At 65.4% G+C, this 17240-nt stretch carries 13 protein-coding genes; 2 read left to right on the forward strand and 11 right to left on the reverse strand.

Going from position 1 to position 17240, the window contains the following annotated elements; translation table 11 throughout:
* Window position 1 precedes the first annotated feature (1 nt).
* From tssL to tssA, 11 genes are read right to left on the reverse strand one after another with little or no spacing between them, the layout of a single operon-like run.
* Entirely contained in the window at window positions 2-1333 is a 1332-nt protein-coding gene (tssL, locus tag EN846_RS24560) for a type VI secretion system protein TssL, long form (protein WP_127308962.1), read from the reverse strand.
* A 4-nt stretch (window positions 1334-1337) separates the two neighbouring features.
* Window positions 1338-2672, reverse strand: coding sequence for a type VI secretion system baseplate subunit TssK (gene tssK / locus EN846_RS24565; protein WP_127308961.1), 1335 nt, complete (start codon window positions 2670-2672; stop codon window positions 1338-1340).
* 39 nt (window positions 2673-2711) lie between these two features.
* A complete protein-coding gene (gene tssJ, locus EN846_RS24570; protein ID WP_127308960.1) occupies window positions 2712-3164 on the reverse strand; it encodes a type VI secretion system lipoprotein TssJ in 453 nt (150 codons plus the stop codon).
* Between the two features lie 3 nt (window positions 3165-3167).
* On the reverse strand, window positions 3168-4556 hold the full coding sequence (gene tagH / locus EN846_RS24575) for a type VI secretion system-associated FHA domain protein TagH (RefSeq protein WP_127392667.1): 1389 nt from the start codon (window positions 4554-4556) through the stop codon (window positions 3168-3170).
* On the reverse strand, window positions 4553-5620 hold the full coding sequence (gene tssG, locus EN846_RS24580) for a type VI secretion system baseplate subunit TssG (protein ID WP_128274029.1): 1068 nt from the start codon (window positions 5618-5620) through the stop codon (window positions 4553-4555). Before tssG ends, tagH begins: the two co-directional genes overlap by 4 nt.
* Entirely contained in the window at window positions 5584-7458 is a 1875-nt protein-coding gene (gene tssF / locus EN846_RS24585; protein WP_127285567.1) for a type VI secretion system baseplate subunit TssF, read from the reverse strand. The genes tssG and tssF overlap by 37 nt, the downstream gene beginning before the upstream one ends.
* Before the next feature lies 1 nt (window position 7459).
* Window positions 7460-8215 (reverse strand): type VI secretion system baseplate subunit TssE, encoded by a 756-nt coding sequence (gene tssE / locus EN846_RS24590; protein WP_127392665.1) that lies wholly within the window; start codon window positions 8213-8215, stop codon window positions 7460-7462.
* Window positions 8202-8657 carry an Hcp family type VI secretion system effector gene (locus tag EN846_RS24595; protein WP_127285565.1) on the reverse strand — a complete coding sequence of 152 codons (456 nt, stop codon included), beginning with the start codon at window positions 8655-8657 and terminating at the stop codon, window positions 8202-8204. Before EN846_RS24595 ends, tssE begins: the two co-directional genes overlap by 14 nt.
* 49 nt (window positions 8658-8706) lie before the next feature.
* Window positions 8707-10215, reverse strand: coding sequence for a type VI secretion system contractile sheath large subunit (gene tssC, locus EN846_RS24600; RefSeq protein ID WP_127285564.1), 1509 nt, complete (start codon window positions 10213-10215; stop codon window positions 8707-8709).
* A gap of 3 nt (window positions 10216-10218) precedes the next feature.
* Window positions 10219-10758 carry a type VI secretion system contractile sheath small subunit gene (gene tssB, locus EN846_RS24605; RefSeq protein ID WP_127392664.1) on the reverse strand — a complete coding sequence of 180 codons (540 nt, stop codon included), beginning with the start codon at window positions 10756-10758 and terminating at the stop codon, window positions 10219-10221.
* Between the two features lie 6 nt (window positions 10759-10764).
* Window positions 10765-11940: a type VI secretion system protein TssA gene (tssA, locus tag EN846_RS24610; protein ID WP_127392668.1), complete on the reverse strand. Its 1176-nt coding sequence runs from the start codon at window positions 11938-11940 to the stop codon at window positions 10765-10767.
* A gap of 334 nt (window positions 11941-12274) precedes the next feature.
* Here tssA and EN846_RS24615 point away from each other — a divergent pair, with 334 nt between their 5' ends.
* Together EN846_RS24615 and EN846_RS24620 are read left to right on the forward strand one after the other, a co-directional pair.
* Window positions 12275-15112 carry an ATP-dependent Clp protease ATP-binding subunit gene (locus EN846_RS24615; RefSeq protein WP_128346205.1) on the forward strand — a complete coding sequence of 946 codons (2838 nt, stop codon included), beginning with the start codon at window positions 12275-12277 and terminating at the stop codon, window positions 15110-15112.
* A 558-nt stretch (window positions 15113-15670) separates the two neighbouring features.
* Window positions 15671-17206, forward strand: a complete 1536-nt coding sequence (locus EN846_RS24620; RefSeq protein WP_245493323.1) for an extracellular solute-binding protein — start codon at window positions 15671-15673, stop codon at window positions 17204-17206.
* Window positions 17207-17240 lie beyond the last annotated feature (34 nt).

Below are 17240 nucleotides of genomic sequence, written 5' to 3' on the forward strand. Positions count from 1 at the left end.
CTCAGAGCCTCTTCTCGACCAGGACCTCGACGCGCCGGTTGAGCGCGCGGCCCTCGCGTGTCGAGTTGTCGGCCACCGGGTCGGTCTCAGCGCGCCCTTCGGAATGGATGCGCTCCTGCGGCACGCCGGCCCGCACCAGGAGGTCGGCTATGGTCTCGGCCCGCGCTTCCGAGAGCCGCTGGTTGGTCGAAAGCGGGTTGGATCTTTGCAGACGCACGTTGTCGGTGTGGCCGACGACGGTGATGTTTCCGATCAGCTCCTGGTTGGCGAGGATAACCTTGGCGATGGATTCGACCAGTGGCTCGAAGCCTGGCGTCAGTGTCGGTCGCGACGACTGGAACAATTCGGGGTTGGAGGCCTGGATGACCAGCTTGGCCAGCGACACGCTCTCGGTGCCGCTGAGCGCCCCCCTGAGGTCGTCCGGCGCTTCGGCCTTGAATTCCGGCAGCAGCGCGAAATCGACTGGCTCCGGCTCGGGCGGCGCAGGCGCGTCAACCTTCGGCGCGGCGCGGGTGATGTCGGCGCGCGCAGGCGGCGGCAGCGCCCGGACCAGCGCCGAGAGCTCTACGGCCTGGCTGCTCAGCCCCATCGAGAGCCCGATATGGACCACAGTGGCGATCACTGCGGCGGCGAGCGCCATCACCCAGATCGGCACGATGAAGCGCTGCGGCTCGTCCGAGGCGATCACGCCTTTCCAATGTGGCGACAGCGGCGCGCCCTCGGCGTCGGCATCGCGCAGGAAGCGCGCCGCCGCCACGCGAACGGCATTGAGCGAGCGGTCGCCGGAGCGGCCGGGCACCCGGTATTTGCCGCGGAAGCCAAGCGCCAGGCACTGGTACTGCAGTTCCAATAGCTCGCGGTCCCGGTTCGGGTGGCGCTCCAGCTCGTCGAGGCGCGTGAAGAACTGGGTGCCGGCATCGACATCGCCGCGCAGCATGACCACCAGCGGCTGGCGCGGCCACGCACTGGCGCCGCCCCAGGGCGTGTTGAGCGCGAGGTCGTCGAGAAGCGCCGCCACCACCCAGGCCGCCTGATCGGCGCGCTCCAGAGACGATCCCGACGTCATGGCGGCATCGCGCGCCCGAACCAGCTCTTCTAGCAGACGCGTGCGCAACGTTTCAGGGTTCTCCGGCGCCAGCGCGCTTTCGAGCTCGGGCGCGAATTCGAGCAGCGGCGCAAAGGCGTTGATGAGCGCATTGGGATGGGTGCGTGAGCGCTTGATAGGCACACCCGTCAGCATCGGCGCCGTCGGCCGCGGCATCTGGGCGCCGGTCAGCCTGATGCGCGTGCGTTCGCGATCCTCCGACAGTCCGAAGGGATCATCCCGGCTCATGATCTCACCTGTTCACCGAATAGCAGTCCACCTGCGGCTCGCTCGGCAAGACACCCGAGACGCCGATGACGAAGCCGGGGGCGTCGAGCAGCGAGGCCCAATGCTCGCTCTTCTGATCGAGCTCGAGACACAGCCGGTCGCCGTCGTAGGGGATTTCGCGCGGCTGCGAATGGAGCGGCTTCAGCGGGATGCCGGGCAGGCGCGATTTCCACAGGCCCTCGAACTGGTCGGCCGCGCCGACCGTCGCCTGATTGACGAAGATCTTGCGCAGCGCATCTTCCGACAGTTCGGACCCGACGCGGATAACGATGCGGCTCGCCACCAGCAGCTTCGGATTGTCGATGCGGATCTTCCAGACATTGGTCGAATGCCGCATGACGGGCAGGGCGCGCGATTTGGGCTCGATGTAGCGCAGGCTCAGGATAAGCGAGCGCAAGGCGTCGGCCAGCGCCGAATAGGCGGGGCCGGGGGCCATGTGATCATAGGCCGGCAATTCGCCCAGCCGTCGCGAGCTGGAACCGTAGGTCGCCATCTCGCCGGCGAGGCCGGCAAGCTCCAGGTAGAGCTCGGCCGGGTGGAAGACGTCCTGCGCCAGCATGTGCGCCAGCCGCGGCCGTGCCGCATTGGCAAGGTGGAGCATCAACAGGTCCTCCACGCTGCGCCCGGGCCCGCCCATCACCATCTTGCCATGCGCCTCGGCGATCTGGTCGAGGCCGGTGACGACTTCCAGAAGCAATTGCCGGTACCAGGCCACCGCGCCTGTGATCAGGGTCGGCGGCAGGAACGCCTCATCCAGCGAGACGCCGCCATCGGCGCGCACGCCTTTGACATCGGCGACGGGCAGGGCGGTGTAGCCGCCGACCGATTTGCCCGGCGCCAAGAGCACTGCCTGCGGCCGGGCAATCTCGATCTCCTCCGGGTCCGATCCTCCGTGCACCGCGTCGCGGACCGAGACGATCCGCCCATGATAGCGCGCGCCCGTGGATGCGGCATGCGCCGGATCGAAGCCGACGCCGCCGGGCGGTTCGAGCGGCAGCGCGACCAGCACCGCTCCAGCGCCGGTGTCGGCGGTGACCGGCAAGGGTCGTGGCGCGTCCATCATCTCGGGAATGGAAAAGGGCGTGCCATCCGGGAAGATGCCGCGCGCCGACACGATGGAGATCTGGCCGGCGTCGAGCAGGGACTGGTCGAGCGTCAGCTGCTGGAAGCCGAACGTGTGGAGCTGCCCGGCCTGCAAGGCGCCGCGCACGGTCGCCTCGAAGAACCGGTCCTGCTGCTGGAAATGCTGGGTCCTGAGAAACAGGCCCTCGGACCACAGCACCCTGTTTGCATCGCTCATGCCGTTACTCTCCGCACGGAGCCACTTCCTGTCCGGCCGCTAGGCGGAGATGCCACCGCTGCCGAGCGTCACGTTGATGGTGAATTTCGAGCCCGGCGAGACCGACTTGGTCGTGCGCCAGTTCCTCCCGCCAGGCTCGCGGATCAGCGCGACGAAGCCGAGCGCCGTCGCGTTCGGTTCGACCGTGATGGTCTTGGCCGCGGTCTTTCCCGGCGCGACCGAGACCGTGTCGGACCCGATGAGGTCGGCCCCGAGCGCGGACCCAGCATCGCCCTGCAGCGCGAAATAGTCGGCCGAATTGAACTTGCCGGTGCTGCTCAGCCGCATCACGAGGACAGTCACCGGCCGGTCACCGCCGCCCGGCCCCGGATTCATGCCGGCGCCGCCGCTCACATTGACCGTGATTACGGATGGTTTCGGCGGACCGCTCTGGCAGGCCGAAACCAGCCCGGTGGCGCCAAGGGCAATGATGAATTCGCGTCGATCGATCATGTCTCACTCCTCCTCATATGCATCCCTAAAATCAGCGCCGACCTCGCCGAGAAAACTCTTTTCAGCGCTCTCGGCGATTTCACGATGGCGTTTCTGGTAAAGCTCCCACAGCTTGGCGCCACGCCCGCCCGAAAGCAGCGTGCCGATCGCGGAATTCGATTTCAGCTCTTCCTCGATCGCCGCCGGGTCGAAGCGGTCGACCATCTGGCGAAGCGCGGCCTGCACGCCGCGCCAGGCGCGCACGTGATGTTGCGCGAGATCGCGGACCGCATCCGAGATCGCCGCTTCGCCGGCAAGGAAGCCGGGACTGCGTTCGCCAAGAATGGTCACGATCGCGTCGTCGACCGTCGGCAGGAACTTGAGCGGATTGACCTCGGAGGCGCCGACCATCGTCTGGGCGACACGCGCGTTTCCCTTTTCCTCCGAGCGCTTGCGCAGAAGCTGCATCAGGCCTTCCAGCATCAGCCGATACTCGCGCCCGAACTTCTCCATCTCGGCGATCGCGTCGCGGCCGGCGAGATCGGCTTCCTCGACGCCCATGCCGCGCAGGAAGGCGGCGCGAAGCGCCATGTCCGAGTGCGACTGCGACGGGGCCGCCGGCGGCTGACGGACCGGTCGCGGACTGGCGGCCACACGCGGCGCGGGAGGGGGCTCGGGCGCCTGCGCCGGCAAATCCCATGGGTTCGCCGGTTGCGGTCTTTCGGCGACGCGCTCGCGCTGGCCCGCCGGCCATTCGCCATGCGCCGGAGCGGCCGGCCCGAAACCGAAATCGTCTTCGACGGCCGACGGCTTTGCCGGGGCGGCTTCGGCCGCACCGTTGAGGGATGGCACCGGGTCGAGGCTGAACGGGTCGTCGAAGGCCTGCGAACTGCCCTGGTTGGCGTTGGCGCGTTCGAATGCTCCCGGCAGCGGCTGCTCGAACGGGTTGGGCAGATCGGCCGGACGCGGCCGCCGCGGCTCTTCTTCCGCCCTGGCCGAAAAGAAATCGTCGTTGCCGATGCTCAACGGCGCGCGGGACGCGGGCGGCGACCGTTCGGCGACCGGCTGGGTGGTGGTTGCTGGCGATTGCATGGCTGGCGTCTGCAGGTCGACATACAGTATGTAGTCGCCGAGCCTCAGCCGCATGCCGCTTTGCAGACGCGCCGACCGTCCGGCGCCGAGCGGGCTGTCGGAATCGTTTATGAACAGCCCGCTGCTCGACGTGTCGGTGACGAAATAGCCGTCCTGCCCGCCGGTGATCTTGCAATGGGCGCGCGAGACGAACATGTCCGGATCGTCGATCTGCCAGCCGGCGTCGGCGCTGCGGCCGATCACCAGCTCACCCTCGTCCAGCCGGGTCTGCCTTACCGCCTGGGTGCGTGGCCCTTGCTCCAGCGTAAGCAGCAGACTCATGCCGCGACCCCCGCTATCTCCGGCCGCCATCCGACGATCGTGCGCAGCCGCAGATCGTCAGCATCCCCCCTTTCGGCGGGCCGCGCAAGCCAGGCGGTGCGGGCAAGCTGGACGGTTCCGATGCGCGGCGGCGGCACGGCCTCGCGCGCGAGCACGATGCGCAGGTCGACGTCGAGCGCTTCGCCGAGCATCTCGCGAACCGCCTGCTTGAACAGCGCCAGGCGCCGGCCGCCCGGCAGGAAAGATTTGAAATCCTCCAGGCCGAGCGGACCGACGCGCAGCTCGATCCGGCTCTGGCGGCTGAAAACGCGCGGGCCGATCGTCGCCCCGCGGCCGAGGACCGCGTAGGCCTTGGCAAGCCTGCTCTGCAGCGCGGCCGGCAGCGGTATCCAGGCAGCAATGAACTCCTTGACCTGCACCGGCACCTTGAAGGCTTCGGCCAGGAACAGGGTGAGCCGCTCGGGGCCGTCGACTTGGCTGGCCAGCGAAGCGGCCTGGCGCAGCCTGACGGTGTCGAGCTCGGGGTTCTGGGTGCCGGGAAGGCCAATGCCGGCCATCGCTTCCAGCATTGCACGAACCCGGCCGCCGACGGCCCTTTCGACCTGCACCGCCGGGTGGGCATCCGCCCAGGCCCGGTAGTAGAGCGCAATCATGCGATGCTGCAGAATGTTGGCGAAGTCGACAAAGGTGGTGTCGCTGGTCTGCCTGGCATCGGCGCCGGTGAACCAGCGCTGCGACAGGCGATCGAGCACCCAGCGGGTCAGATGCAGCGGCAGCGGGCCTTCGGGTCCCATCAGGCCAAGATTGGCAACCGTGACCCGCGCCGGCGCGTTGTCGGCTGCTTCCTGGAAGTCCACTACGTCCCTGGCCGAAAAGCTCAGGCGCACATGCTGACCGAGCCTTGCCGGCTCGCGTTCCAAGCGGCCGGAATAGCCGAACAGGCCACCTCTGCGTTCAAGCCGGCGCAGCAGCTCGAAGAAGTCGAACGACTGAGACAAATCTTCGGTCCGGTCCGGTCCGACCTTGTCTAGATCAGGTAGCGATTGCCGGGCGTCATCGGCCATGGCACATCCTCCTGCTTCTGCAGCAGCCGTGTACGGGTCCGCACAAAGCCGTTTATCCCGGCGTGGCGGGCAAACAGCCGCGCAAGCAAGGCCGAAAGCAGCAGCGTGCTTTGCCCCGCAAGCACGGACTGGTCCACATGCAAGGTCACTTCCGTGCCTCTGCCGAAGCACATCGGTCCGTCGATCTGCAGCCGTTCGATGACCGGGCGCGAGTCGATGCGAACGATCGAATGCACGTTGCGGGCAAGGCCTGGATCGCCCCGGTCGGCATAGAGGTCGAGCAAGGCATGGAGCGGATCGATGCCGCGACCCTCCTTGGCGAGGCTGAGAAAGTTGAGCCCGAGCTGGGCGACGAGCCGCCAGGCGAGATTGTCGGCCCTCGATTCACCTTCGGCGCCCGCGGGCAACGCGGCGGGGATCGCCGGCTGCGGCGGCCGCAGCGCGCCGATGAGCCTGACGGCCTCGACCGGATCGGCCGTCTCCAGCGTCAGCGTTGGGGTGTCGTCGAGGATCGGCAGGTCGCGATTGGTGCAAAGCGCCATCACGTCGAGCCGCCTTATGGCCCGGTTCGCCGGGCTTGTGACCGGACGGGAGATCGCCAGGAAGACATCGTCCCCGGTGTAGGAGGTGCGGGTCAGGCCATCGCGCCGCTCATCCTCGGTCGCCCGGCGCGGGCGGCGCTCGGTGGAATAGACCCAGCCGCTGCCGCGGTTTTGCCCGAGGCTAAAGAGCTCGGGTATTTCGGCGTCGCTGCCTTCGCTCTCGGCGTCCTCGACGCGCGTGACCCGGTAGATCTCGAAGTCGCGCGCGCGCGTGCGGTCGGCATGCAGCACTTGCCGCGTCCTGCGGGGGTCGAGCTCGACGACGTTGCACTCGCGCTCGAAGAGATTGATGATCGGGGTGACGAAGAGTTCGAAATCGGCGGGCGTGAGGTCGGCAAGCTCGGGCACCGGGCGCCGGAACATGAAAATGATCTCGAGCCCGCCGTCGCATTTGCGCATGACGGGCTGCAGGCCGGACACCCGCACATAGTGGAAGCGTTCGGGCATCATGAAATATTCGCGCAGCAGGCGGTAGCCTTCGAATGTCGGGCGGGTACGGGGCATCAAGGCTTCGTCGTCGCCGATACCGACCATTTCGGGCTCCGGCAGCGGCGATATCGGATTGGTCTTGCCTTCGGCCCGTGCGCCAACCGCCGAGCAGGCGCCGAAAATGGCGTCGAAAATCAGCGGCGCCTTGGCGCGGCCGGCCAAATAGAGATCAAGCCGATCGAGCGCGAGTTCGTTCAATTTGCCTTTGCCGGTCCGGGTGAATGCCACGCGCAGCGCAGCTTCGCCGGCCACGCCGCCGATCGGCGGGATACCGGCCGCCGCCAGTCCGCTGCGATCCTGGAAATAGCTGACGGAACTGACCGCGATCGGCCACAGCGTGATCTCTTGCGCGGTGGTGTAGGTGCAGCGTGTCGACAGGCCGGGCTGCAGGCTGGAAACCAGCCTGGTGTTGCGCTTGACGACATGCCCCGCAATCATCGACTGGACTTGCTGGCCGGGTTTCAGCACCGCCATCGCGGTCGCCGGCGCCGGTGTGACCAGATCGGGATAGAGGACGTCGAGCACGGCGCGGGTGAAGCGGGAGCGCTCGGCATCGACTTTCAGCCGGGTGCGCGCGGCGAGGAAGGCCACACCGTCGAGCAGGCGCTCGACATAGGGGTCCGGGCACGGCACCGTATCGAGCGAAAGGTTGCGGGCGATCGCCGGATGCATGTCGGCGAATTCCGCTGCCAGCCCGCGGATATGGGTCAGTTCCTCCTCGTAATATTCTACGAAGACCCGATCCATCTCAGCTTTCCCCGAATTCGGTCCGCGCCAGGCCGTTGTCGAGATTGATCGTGGTGCGAAGGCGCAGCCGCTCCGGCGTCGGCGTCATGATCAGCACCGCGTCTATCTCGATCTTCAGACCCACGCTTTTGTCGCCAAGAGTGACGGTGACCGTGGTGGCGCTTTCCTTCAGGCGCGGCTCGAACGTGGCGAGCACCGCGCGGATCTCGCGCGCCAGCACGTCGCGGTCGAAGTCGCGCGATGAACGTCCGGAGAAGGAAGGCACGCCGTAGTTGACCACACTTCGGCGGACTTCCGGAAAATCCGCCAGCGACGGCGGATCGTCCAACGCCTGCTCGCGCTCGAGATCGGAAAACAGCGGAACGGATTCGAAGCGCTCGGTGTTGAACAGGGCCTCGATGTCGCGCCGCACGGCCTCCCTCAGCACGCGCGCCGACACCACCACGCCGCGGCTCTCGATCTCGGCGCGATGCTGGGTCTGGAAGGTCAAACGCTGCAGGCGCCGCTTCTGGTCAGGTGTCAGCTCCGCATCGGCGTCGATGGCCCGCGCGCTACCGGCAAGAAATGTCTCCAGGCGGTCCGCGCCAAGCTCGTCCTGCAGGAGCTGGCGCAGCCCGTCTATCTCGGAGGTCAGCCCGGGCAGGTCGTTGACGAGGCGGTCCCAGAGAGAGGGCTGGACCGCCTCGCGCGTCGCTCGCGAACTGCCGGCAAGCCGCGGCTTGTTCGCGCCGGGCCGCCGGACCTCACTTGCCGACATAGACATCCATTTCGATTTCGTCGTCCTTGTCGTAGACGAATTTGATCTTCTTATAGGCGAAGCTGACTTCCTCCTCGATCAGGTCGGCTTCGTCCTCGGCCTGCTGCATGTCGTATTCCATAATGGAGGCGTCGGTGAGCGTGACGACCAGATAGTCGCTGGTCTCGCCGTCGATGGTCCGGCGCGCGGAAAACACCACCTCGTCGAGAGCCTTGTTCTCGAACAGCGCCTTCTTCAGATAGGGCGAGGACTTGTCGTAGTGCTTGGTGAACTTGATCATCCCCAAGGCCACACGACCGCGGCGCGAGAGCGAATTCGGATCGTATGGCGCGACCATCTTGTAGTCGACGCCATGGATTTCGATCTCGTCCTCGTGGCCGTCTCGCACGCTCGGACCCTTGATATCCGGAACTTTCAGGAATCCATCGATCTTCACAGGCATTGTCTTTCTCCACCGCTCTCAAAACGAAACAAGATCACATTGCTGCAGTTCAACCCTTCACTGACGGGAGTTCTGACACCAGCCGGAGCGAAGCGTTGATGCCCTCCAGCTGGTAATGCGGGCGCAGATAGAAGCGGGCGTTGTAGTAGCCCGGCCGGCCCTCCACGCTGTCCACCTGGACCTCGGCCGCGGCAAGCGGACGCTTTGCGCGCGCCTTGTCGTCGGCGAAGGCCGGGTTGGCCAGCACGTAGCGGTTGATCCACTCGGTCAGCCAGATCTGCATGTCCGAGCGTTCCTTGAACGACCCGATCTTGTCGCGCGCGATGGCCTTGAGGTAATGCGCGAAGCGCGACACCGGGAACAGGTAAGGCAGATTGGCGCTCAGGCGTTCGTTCGACTGCGCGTCGGGATCGACCAGTCGCCCGGCACGCGTCTCGTCGTCCTGCAGCGAATGGGCGCCGATGAAGGCCGCGAGGTCGGTGTTCTTCCGGTGCAGGATGGGCATCAGGCCGAGCTTGGCCAGTTCAGCCTCGCGGCGGTCGTCGATGGCGACTTCCGTAGGGCACTTCATCGCGATCGAACCGTCGTCGGTCGGGAAGGCATGCACCGGCAGGTTGAGCACGGTGCCGCCATTCTCGACGCCGCGGATCTGCGTGCCCCAGCCATAGAGCTTGTGGCTGCGGTTGATGTTGACGCCCATCGGGAAGGCGGCGTTCATCCAGACATATTTGTTGTGGTCGCCCTCAACCTCCTCCTCGAAGGTGAAGCCCTTCACCGGGACGGTCTCGGTGCCATAAGGCAGCCGGGCCAGCACGCGCGGCATGGTGAGGCCGATGTAGCGCGCATCCTCGCTCTCGCGCAGCGACTGCCACGAGGCGTAGGCAGGGTTGTTGACGATCATCTGCAGGTCTTGCGGGTTGGGCAGTTCCTGCCAGCTGTCCATACGGAACAGCCGCGGCGAGGCGGCCGCGATGAACGGCGTATGTGCGGAGGCGCAGATGCCCGAGATGTTGCGCAACAGGCCGACGTCGCGCGGATGGTTGGAGAATTCGTAAGCGCCGACGATGCAACCGATCGGCTCGCCGCCCAGCATCGAATACTCGTCCGTGTAGACCTTCTTGAAGATCGGGCTCTGATCCCACATCTGGCCCTCAAAATCCTCGAGCGTGTCGGCCAGCTGCTCCTTGGAGATGTTCATCACCCGGATCTTGAGGTGCTTGGCATCGGTCTCGGTGTTGTTGATGAGATACCAGAGGCCGCGCCATGTGCCTTCCATCTCGCGCACTTCCGGCGCGTGCAGGATCTCGTTGACCTGCGTGGTCAGCATCTTGTCGATGCCGGCGATCAGCGACTTGATCGACTTGATCGCATTGGACGAGATGGTGGTGGTCTCGGAGCGAGACTGTGCCGCCAGAGCGAGATTGCGGACCAACTGCTGCAGCTTCTCGCTGTCGTCCTTCTTGACCTTGAAATCCTTCTCGAGGAGCCCGCTGAACTCTCCGAGGTCGATGGCTTCCGCCTCGGCGGTGACGGCTGCGGTCTTTTGCTGTTCGGCCATGACTTATTCCCCAACCTTGTCGTCGTCAGACATTGCCTGGCTGGCGATCTTGCTCAGAAGCGGCTCGTTGTTCAGAAGCTGGGCGATGCGCTTCTCCGCGTCGACACGGCCATCCATGAAGCCGAGCAGCTCCTCGAGCTGGCGACGCATCTTGAGGATCTCGGCCAGTTGCGGGACCTGCTCGGCGATCTTGTCCGGCGCGAAATCACCCATCTTGGTGAAGGTGAGATCAAGCGCCAGTTCCTCGTCCTTCTCGGCGCCTTCTGCTTGCGGCAGCGTGTTCTTCACCCGCGCCTTCACGCGTGGCCCCATCGCCTCCATGAACTTGGGGAAGCGGTTGGCGTCGGTCTCGACGAAGGCGCGGTCCAGCAGCGACTTTGAAGCCTCCCTGGTCTGCGAAGCGCCGGAAAGGTCGGCCATCACGCCCATGACGAACGGAAGTTCTATCGTAGTCGGGCTGCCGTAGGTTTCGACGTCGTAGGCGATCTGCACCCGCGGCGCGCGATTTCGTTCGATGACCTTCGCTTTGCTTTCGGCTGGCATGTGTTGCTACCTTTCATCCTTCTGGGCCGTCTTCTTGGCATCGGGAACGCCGGCCAGAAGCCGGAATTCCTTCAGTCCCGACGGGGCGAGATCTTCCATCAGTTCAACAAAATCCATGTGCACCATGCGGCGCACACGGCGGGCGAGATGCGGGATCGGGCTGGACGGCTCGGTGCGGTCATAGAAAGCGACGACTAGGTCGAGGCATTTGACGACGTCGTCGCGCGAGGAAATCCGGTCGGGCAGCCCGGTGCTCTGTTCCGCGTAGCTTGCCACACTTGCCATCGTATCGGCTCCATGACCGTTTCGAGCAGGCACTGCCGGTTCCGCAGTTGAGGGAGATGCTTTGGCCGCGCCATTCGCCACCGTGGCGCCGGCCGAATTCCTTTCCAGCGTGGTCAGCAAACGCTGCAGGAACCGTTTCAAGTCCGGGACGGCAGGGCCGTTGCCTTCGATGCGGGCGTTGAGCGCGGTCTCGACCGCATCGAGAGCGGCGATGGCTGCGCGGGCGTCGGCCAGAAGCGAGGTCATCTCGGCGCCGGCCTGATCGATCTGCGCCGCGCATCCGCTGCGCACCCGGTTCAGCAACTGGCTGTGGGCACTTGCAAGCGCTGCCTTTTCGGTCGCATTCAACCCGGATGCCGCCTCCTGGAGCATGACGCGCTCGTCGAGAGCGCCTTGTTCAAGGTCGCGGCCGCTGATCGGCCCGATCGGGCGCGGCGCGAAAAAGATCATCTGCCGCAGGTTAGCCAGCAGGCCGTCCTGGCCGTTCTGGAGGTCGAGCAGGGCATTTATACGACGCAAGGCAGCGTCGCGCGGCGTTGCAGCGGATCGCAGCGCCGGGTGCAGGGTTTCCCAGTGGGCGTCGAACGTCTGCGCAATCAGGCTCAGGCCCTCGGCCAGTCCGGCCAGCCGGTATTCATTGGCCAGGGCACGCGTGACGATGACGAGAAGGCGCAGATCCCGGCCGCGCGGACGCAATTCCTCGGTCTTGGCAAGCACGGCGGGCCAGTCGATCGGGATGATCGCTTCCGCGGACGGCTTGTTGCGCTCGTCATACTCGACTTTGGTCTGCTGTTCGGTCAGGCGCTCCAGTTCATGAAAAGCCGGCTCGTTGCGCAAATCCTCACCTGACGGATTCTCACCGTCGAGAGGATTCAGCCAGAGTGCGAGATCAATCACACCAACCCCCAGGAGCGGCCTTGAGACCTTGCGTGACGTGAGGTTATCACACTGCGTCACTTTATCACAATTCAAGGACTGCTCAAAAACTAACGGAAGCTAAACGCGGCCGTTCTGTCGTCGAAACCCATGGCGTGATTGTCCGGCGCCGTATGTGAAATGCGTCGCATAGGCGGGGGCAATTTCGTGTTTGTTTGCTTGGGGATGCGGGGCTTTCCTTAAAACGGAAGATGCCGGCCGAATCGGGGATCGAGGCGCGTTATCCATCACATGCTTTGTCAACCTGCCGCTTCTATGGCAGGGTATCGGCTGGCTGATTTCGGGAGCACGTTCGATGGAACAGCGCCGGTCATCGCAGGGCTTCAAGCGCAAGGAACTGGTCGCCAAGCTCAATGCCACGGGGGTGCGTGCCTTCAAGGCCGCGGCCGACACGGCCAAGCTGCGCGGCAATCCCTATGTCGAACTCGTCCATTTCATTCAGCAACTGGTGCTGTCGGAGCGCTCGGACGTACAGATGATTGTGGCCGATGCCGGGCTGGACGCCAGCCGGCTGACGGCGGACATGACCCGCGCCATCGACAAGCTGCCCTACGGCGCCACCTCGGTGGAGGAATTCTCCGACCACATCTTCCACGCCATCCAGGAAGGCTGGAACCTGGCGACGCTGGAGTTCGGCGTGGAAGAGGTGCGCAGCTCCCATATCCTGCTTGCCTGCCTGAAGACGCCGGTGCTGGAGGGGCTGGTTTCGAAGATCAGCGCCGAATTCGACCGGATCGATGCGGACGGCGTCATTTCCCGCTTCGCCGATGTCATGGAAGGTTCGCTGGAGGCCGGCGCTGCCCCGGCCACCCCAGCCACGGAGACGCCGGTAAAACGCGGCCCCGGCGGGGATTCGGCGCTGGCGAAATATGCCACCGACCTGACCCAGCGCGCCCATGACGGCAAGATCGATCCGGTCGTCGGCCGCGATCCCGAGATCCGGCAGATCGTCGACATCCTGATGCGACGCCGGCAGAACAACCCGATCCTGACCGGCGAGGCCGGGGTCGGCAAGACCGCGGTGGTCGAGGGTTTTGCGCTCCGCATTGCCCAGGGTGACGTGCCGCCAACGCTGCAGAATGTCAGCGTGCGCATGCTCGACGTCGGCTTGATGCAGGCCGGCGCCAGCGTCAAGGGCGAGTTCGAGAAGCGGCTGAAAGCGGTGATCGACGAGGTCCAGGCCTCCGAGACGCCGATCATCCTGTTCATCGACGAGGCGCACACGCTGATCGGCGCCGGCGGTGCCGCCGGAACCGGCGATGCCGCAAACCTCTTGAAGCCTGCCCTGGCACGCGGCGAGCTTCGCACCATCGCGGCCACGACCTGGGCCGAATACAAGCAGCATATCGAGAAAGATCCGGCGCTGACCCGTCGCTTCCAGGTGGTCAAGATCGATGAGCCGTCTGAAGTCGTGGCCGTGCTGATGCTGCGCGGCGTCGCCGGCGTCCTGGAACAGCACCACAAGGTGCAGATCCTGGACGAGGCGATCGAGGCGGCGGTTGCCTTGTCGCATCGCTACATTCCGGCGCGGCAGCTGCCCGACAAGGCGGTCAGCCTTCTCGACACCGCCTGCGCCCGCGTCGCCGTTTCGCAGCATGCCACGCCGGCCGAGGTCGAGGACATATTGCGTCGCCGCCAGGCGCTCGAAGTCGAGCGCGGCATCATCGGCCGCGAGGCGGCTATCGGCATCGAGGTGGCCGACCGGCAGGCCAGGGTCGAGGCCGGCCTGGCCGAAACCGAAGCCGCTTTGTCCGCCGCCAAGGCACGCTGGGACCGGGAAAAGGCGCTGGTGGCCGAGATCCTAGAGCTGCGAGCACGGCTGCGCGGCGAGGGCGTGCCGCTCGATCCGGTGGACGCCGAGGGCGCTGCCGGCGACGAAACGGCTGCCGCGACGGGAGCAGAGGCGCCCGAGAAGAAGGCAACCGAGGCCACGGCGTCGGAGGCGAAAGCCGCGGAAACCAAGACCTCGAAGACGAAGGCCGCGAAAACGAAGGCAGCCAAGGTCGAGGCGCCCGTTGCCGAGGTCGTCGCCTCGCCACCGGATTCCGCCGCCGACCTGGCACGACTGCGCGAATTGATGGCGGAACTTGCCGCGGCGCAGGGCGAGACGCCGCTGATCCTGCCATCCGTAGACCGCAACGCGGTCGCCGCCGTGGTGCAGGACTGGACCGGCATCCCGACGGGACGGATGCTGTCCAGCCAGACCGAGAAGGCGCTCAAGCTCGCCGCCACGCTTGCCGAACGCGTGGTCGGCCAGGATCACGCGATGGAGATGATCGCCAGACGCGTGCAGACCAGCCGCGCCGGGCTCGGCGCGCCGGAAAAGCCGGTGGGCGTGTTCCTGCTTTGCGGTCCCTCGGGCGTCGGGAAGACCGAAACCGCGCTGGCGCTCGCCGAGACGCTCTATGGCGGCGAACAGAACCTCATTTCCATCAACATGTCCGAATTCCAGGAAGCGCATACGGTCTCCACCCTGAAGGGCGCTCCTCCCGGCTATGTCGGTTACGGCAAGGGCGGCATCCTGACCGAGGCGGTGCGCCGGAAACCCTATTCGGTGATCCTGCTCGACGAAGTCGAGAAGGCGCATCCGGACGTGCACGAGATCTTCTTCCAGGTCTTCGACAAGGGGATGATGGACGACAGCGAGGGCCGGCGGATTGATTTCAAGAACTCGCTGATCCTGCTCACCTCGAATGTCGGCTCCGAGGTCATCATGGACCGTACGAAGAACGGCACCGTGCGGACCGGGATCGATGATCTCGATACCGCGTTGCGCGGCCCGCTGCTCAAAGTCTTTCCGGCGGCCTTCCTCGGTCGTGTCGTCACCATCCCCTACTACCCGCTCTCGGACTCGATGATCGAGGCGATCGCCCGGCACCAGTTCGGCAAGATCGCGCGCCGGCTGCGGGCGACCAACGATGCCGAGCTGGTGATCGGCGAGGGCGTCATGGATCTGGTCAAGGCGCGCTGCACCGAGATCGAGTCCGGCGGACGGATGATCGACGCCATCCTGACCAACACGCTGCTGCCGGAACTGAGCCGTGGCGTCCTGAACCGTTCGCTGGAAGGCGCCAAGATGACGAAAGTGACCGTCGGCGCTTCCGCGGACGGGTTCACCTACTCGTTCGAATAGTCACACCAACGCGCCTGCGGGGCGGCCATCGCCCCCGGTCTGGACGTGACCGGCAAGGCCCTGCTCACCGGCGCGGTCTGGACGGATCGGGAGGCGTTGCATTGGCGCGGCCATCGGTGAAGGCGAAGGCGGATGACAGCACGTCGAATTCCGCCACTTCCTGCACGCAATCCCTAGCCGGCGCTCGCCTTGCCAAGATGCGCGGAAGTCCGTCGAGAGCGTATTGACAACGCCCCGCTGATATGAACATTTGACTTTGTGAGAATAACGATGTTCATGCAGAGGCAAGCGACCTCGGCTGAAATCGGGGGAGTTGGGAGGCCCAGTCACATGTCTGTTCGTGTTGTTTCGGGATTGCACCGGCGTGGACCGATTTCCGCGCGGCCCGGGCAAGATATGGCGTGATTGGTTGAATCAATGCAGGGTCCGCAACGGCCCTGTCCGCGAAGCTAGCATCGTCGTCGGCCCGCAACGGTGCATGATTTTTCTGGCGGGCGTTTGGGAGGATCTGCAATGCCTATTGGAAGTAGGAAGGATGTATCGCGTCGGTCGTTTCTGATGTCGACGGCGGCGGTTGGCGCCTCAGCTGTGGCGGCCGGCGGCGTGTCGCTGTTCAATGTGCGGCGCAGCTTCGCGCAGGAAGCCGCGAACCCCGCCGACATTCTCGCCAAGATCAATGTCGGCGGCTACGTCAAGAAGGAATACCGCGATCTCTACAAGCTCGCCGATGGCGATGAGCTCTGGGATCCCGCGAAGGACTGGATCCGCACCGTCGACTGGGAGAAGGTGCGCAGCGAATTCTCCGGCAAGACGGTCAAGTTCGCCATCGGCGCCGCCGACATGGAATCGGCCGCGGACGGGCTGAAGCCCTTCGAGCAGCTTTCGGGAATGAAGGTCGAGCTGGTGCCGATCCCGGACGATTCGATGTACGACAAGGTGCTGGCCGAGTTCATCTCCGGCAACGCCAGCTTCGACGCGCTGCAGTTCTTCTCGCCGTGGCTCGGCGACTTCGCCGGCCCGGGCTTCCTTGCCAAGCTCGACGACTATGCCGCGAAGTGGAAGCTGCCGCTCGACGACTTCTACGACACCTATCGCCTGAACTACGGCTATTTCGGCGACCAGGGCCTGTACGGCATCCCGTTCGACTGCGATATCCAGATGGTGCATGTGCGTCCGTCGCTCCTGAAGAAGGTGACGGGCAAGGATGCCGACACCAAGCTGACCGTGCCGACCTATGACGAGATGATCAGGCTTTCGGCGGAGCTCAACAAGGTTGAGAAGGGCGTTGCCGGCGTCGGCCTGATGGGCGCCCGCGGCTTCTGGTCCACCTACACCTGGGAGCACATCGCCGCACAGCACGGCGTCGATTTGTTCAACGATTCCTGGGAGCCGGTCTTCAACAGCGATGCCGGCGTCAAGGCGCTGGAAACCATCCTGGCGCTGCAGGCGTCTTCGGCGGAAGGCGTGGCCGGATGGGGCTGGGGCGAGAACCGCGCCGCCTGGCTCGGCGGCCAGCTCGCCATGAACATCTCCTGGCAGGATTCCGGCACCCAGGCGACACGCCCGGACCAGAGCCGCATCGTCGGCGACGTGCTCACCATCTATGAGCCGCGCGTGCAGATCGAAGGCGCCCGCTTCGCGCCGCCGAACATTGCCGGATCGACCTCCTGCGTGACGGCCACGTCGCAGAACCCGGAGGGCGCCTTCCTGATGCTCGCCTTCCTGACCACGGCATCGATCATGGCGATGAACGAGGCCAACGCCAACGGCGTCGCGCCGGGCTACAAGTCGGTGCTGAAGAACGATAAGCTGCGGTCGGTTTCCCAGCCCGCCGCGGTCTGGGCGGACTCGCTGGACTATGCCTGGTGCGCGCCACGCATTCCCGGCATGTTCGAGATGGAACAGGCGCTCGGAAACGAGATCAACAAGGCGATCGTCGGCCAGGCGAAGCCGAAGGAGGCGCTGGATGCCGGCGCCAAGGCCTGGAAGGAGATCATGACCAAGAATGGCTTCTTCTCGGACAAGGAACCCTTCAAATACGCCGCCGTGGCTCCGGCGACCTGGGCCGGCAAGGGCAAGACCCCGCCGGTCTGACGATTGAACGATGCTGGCTTGCCGACTGGTCCAG

Source organism: Mesorhizobium sp. M4B.F.Ca.ET.203.01.1.1 (assembly GCF_004791025.1).
GTDB classification, from domain to species: domain Bacteria; phylum Pseudomonadota; class Alphaproteobacteria; order Rhizobiales; family Rhizobiaceae; genus Mesorhizobium; species Mesorhizobium abyssinicae.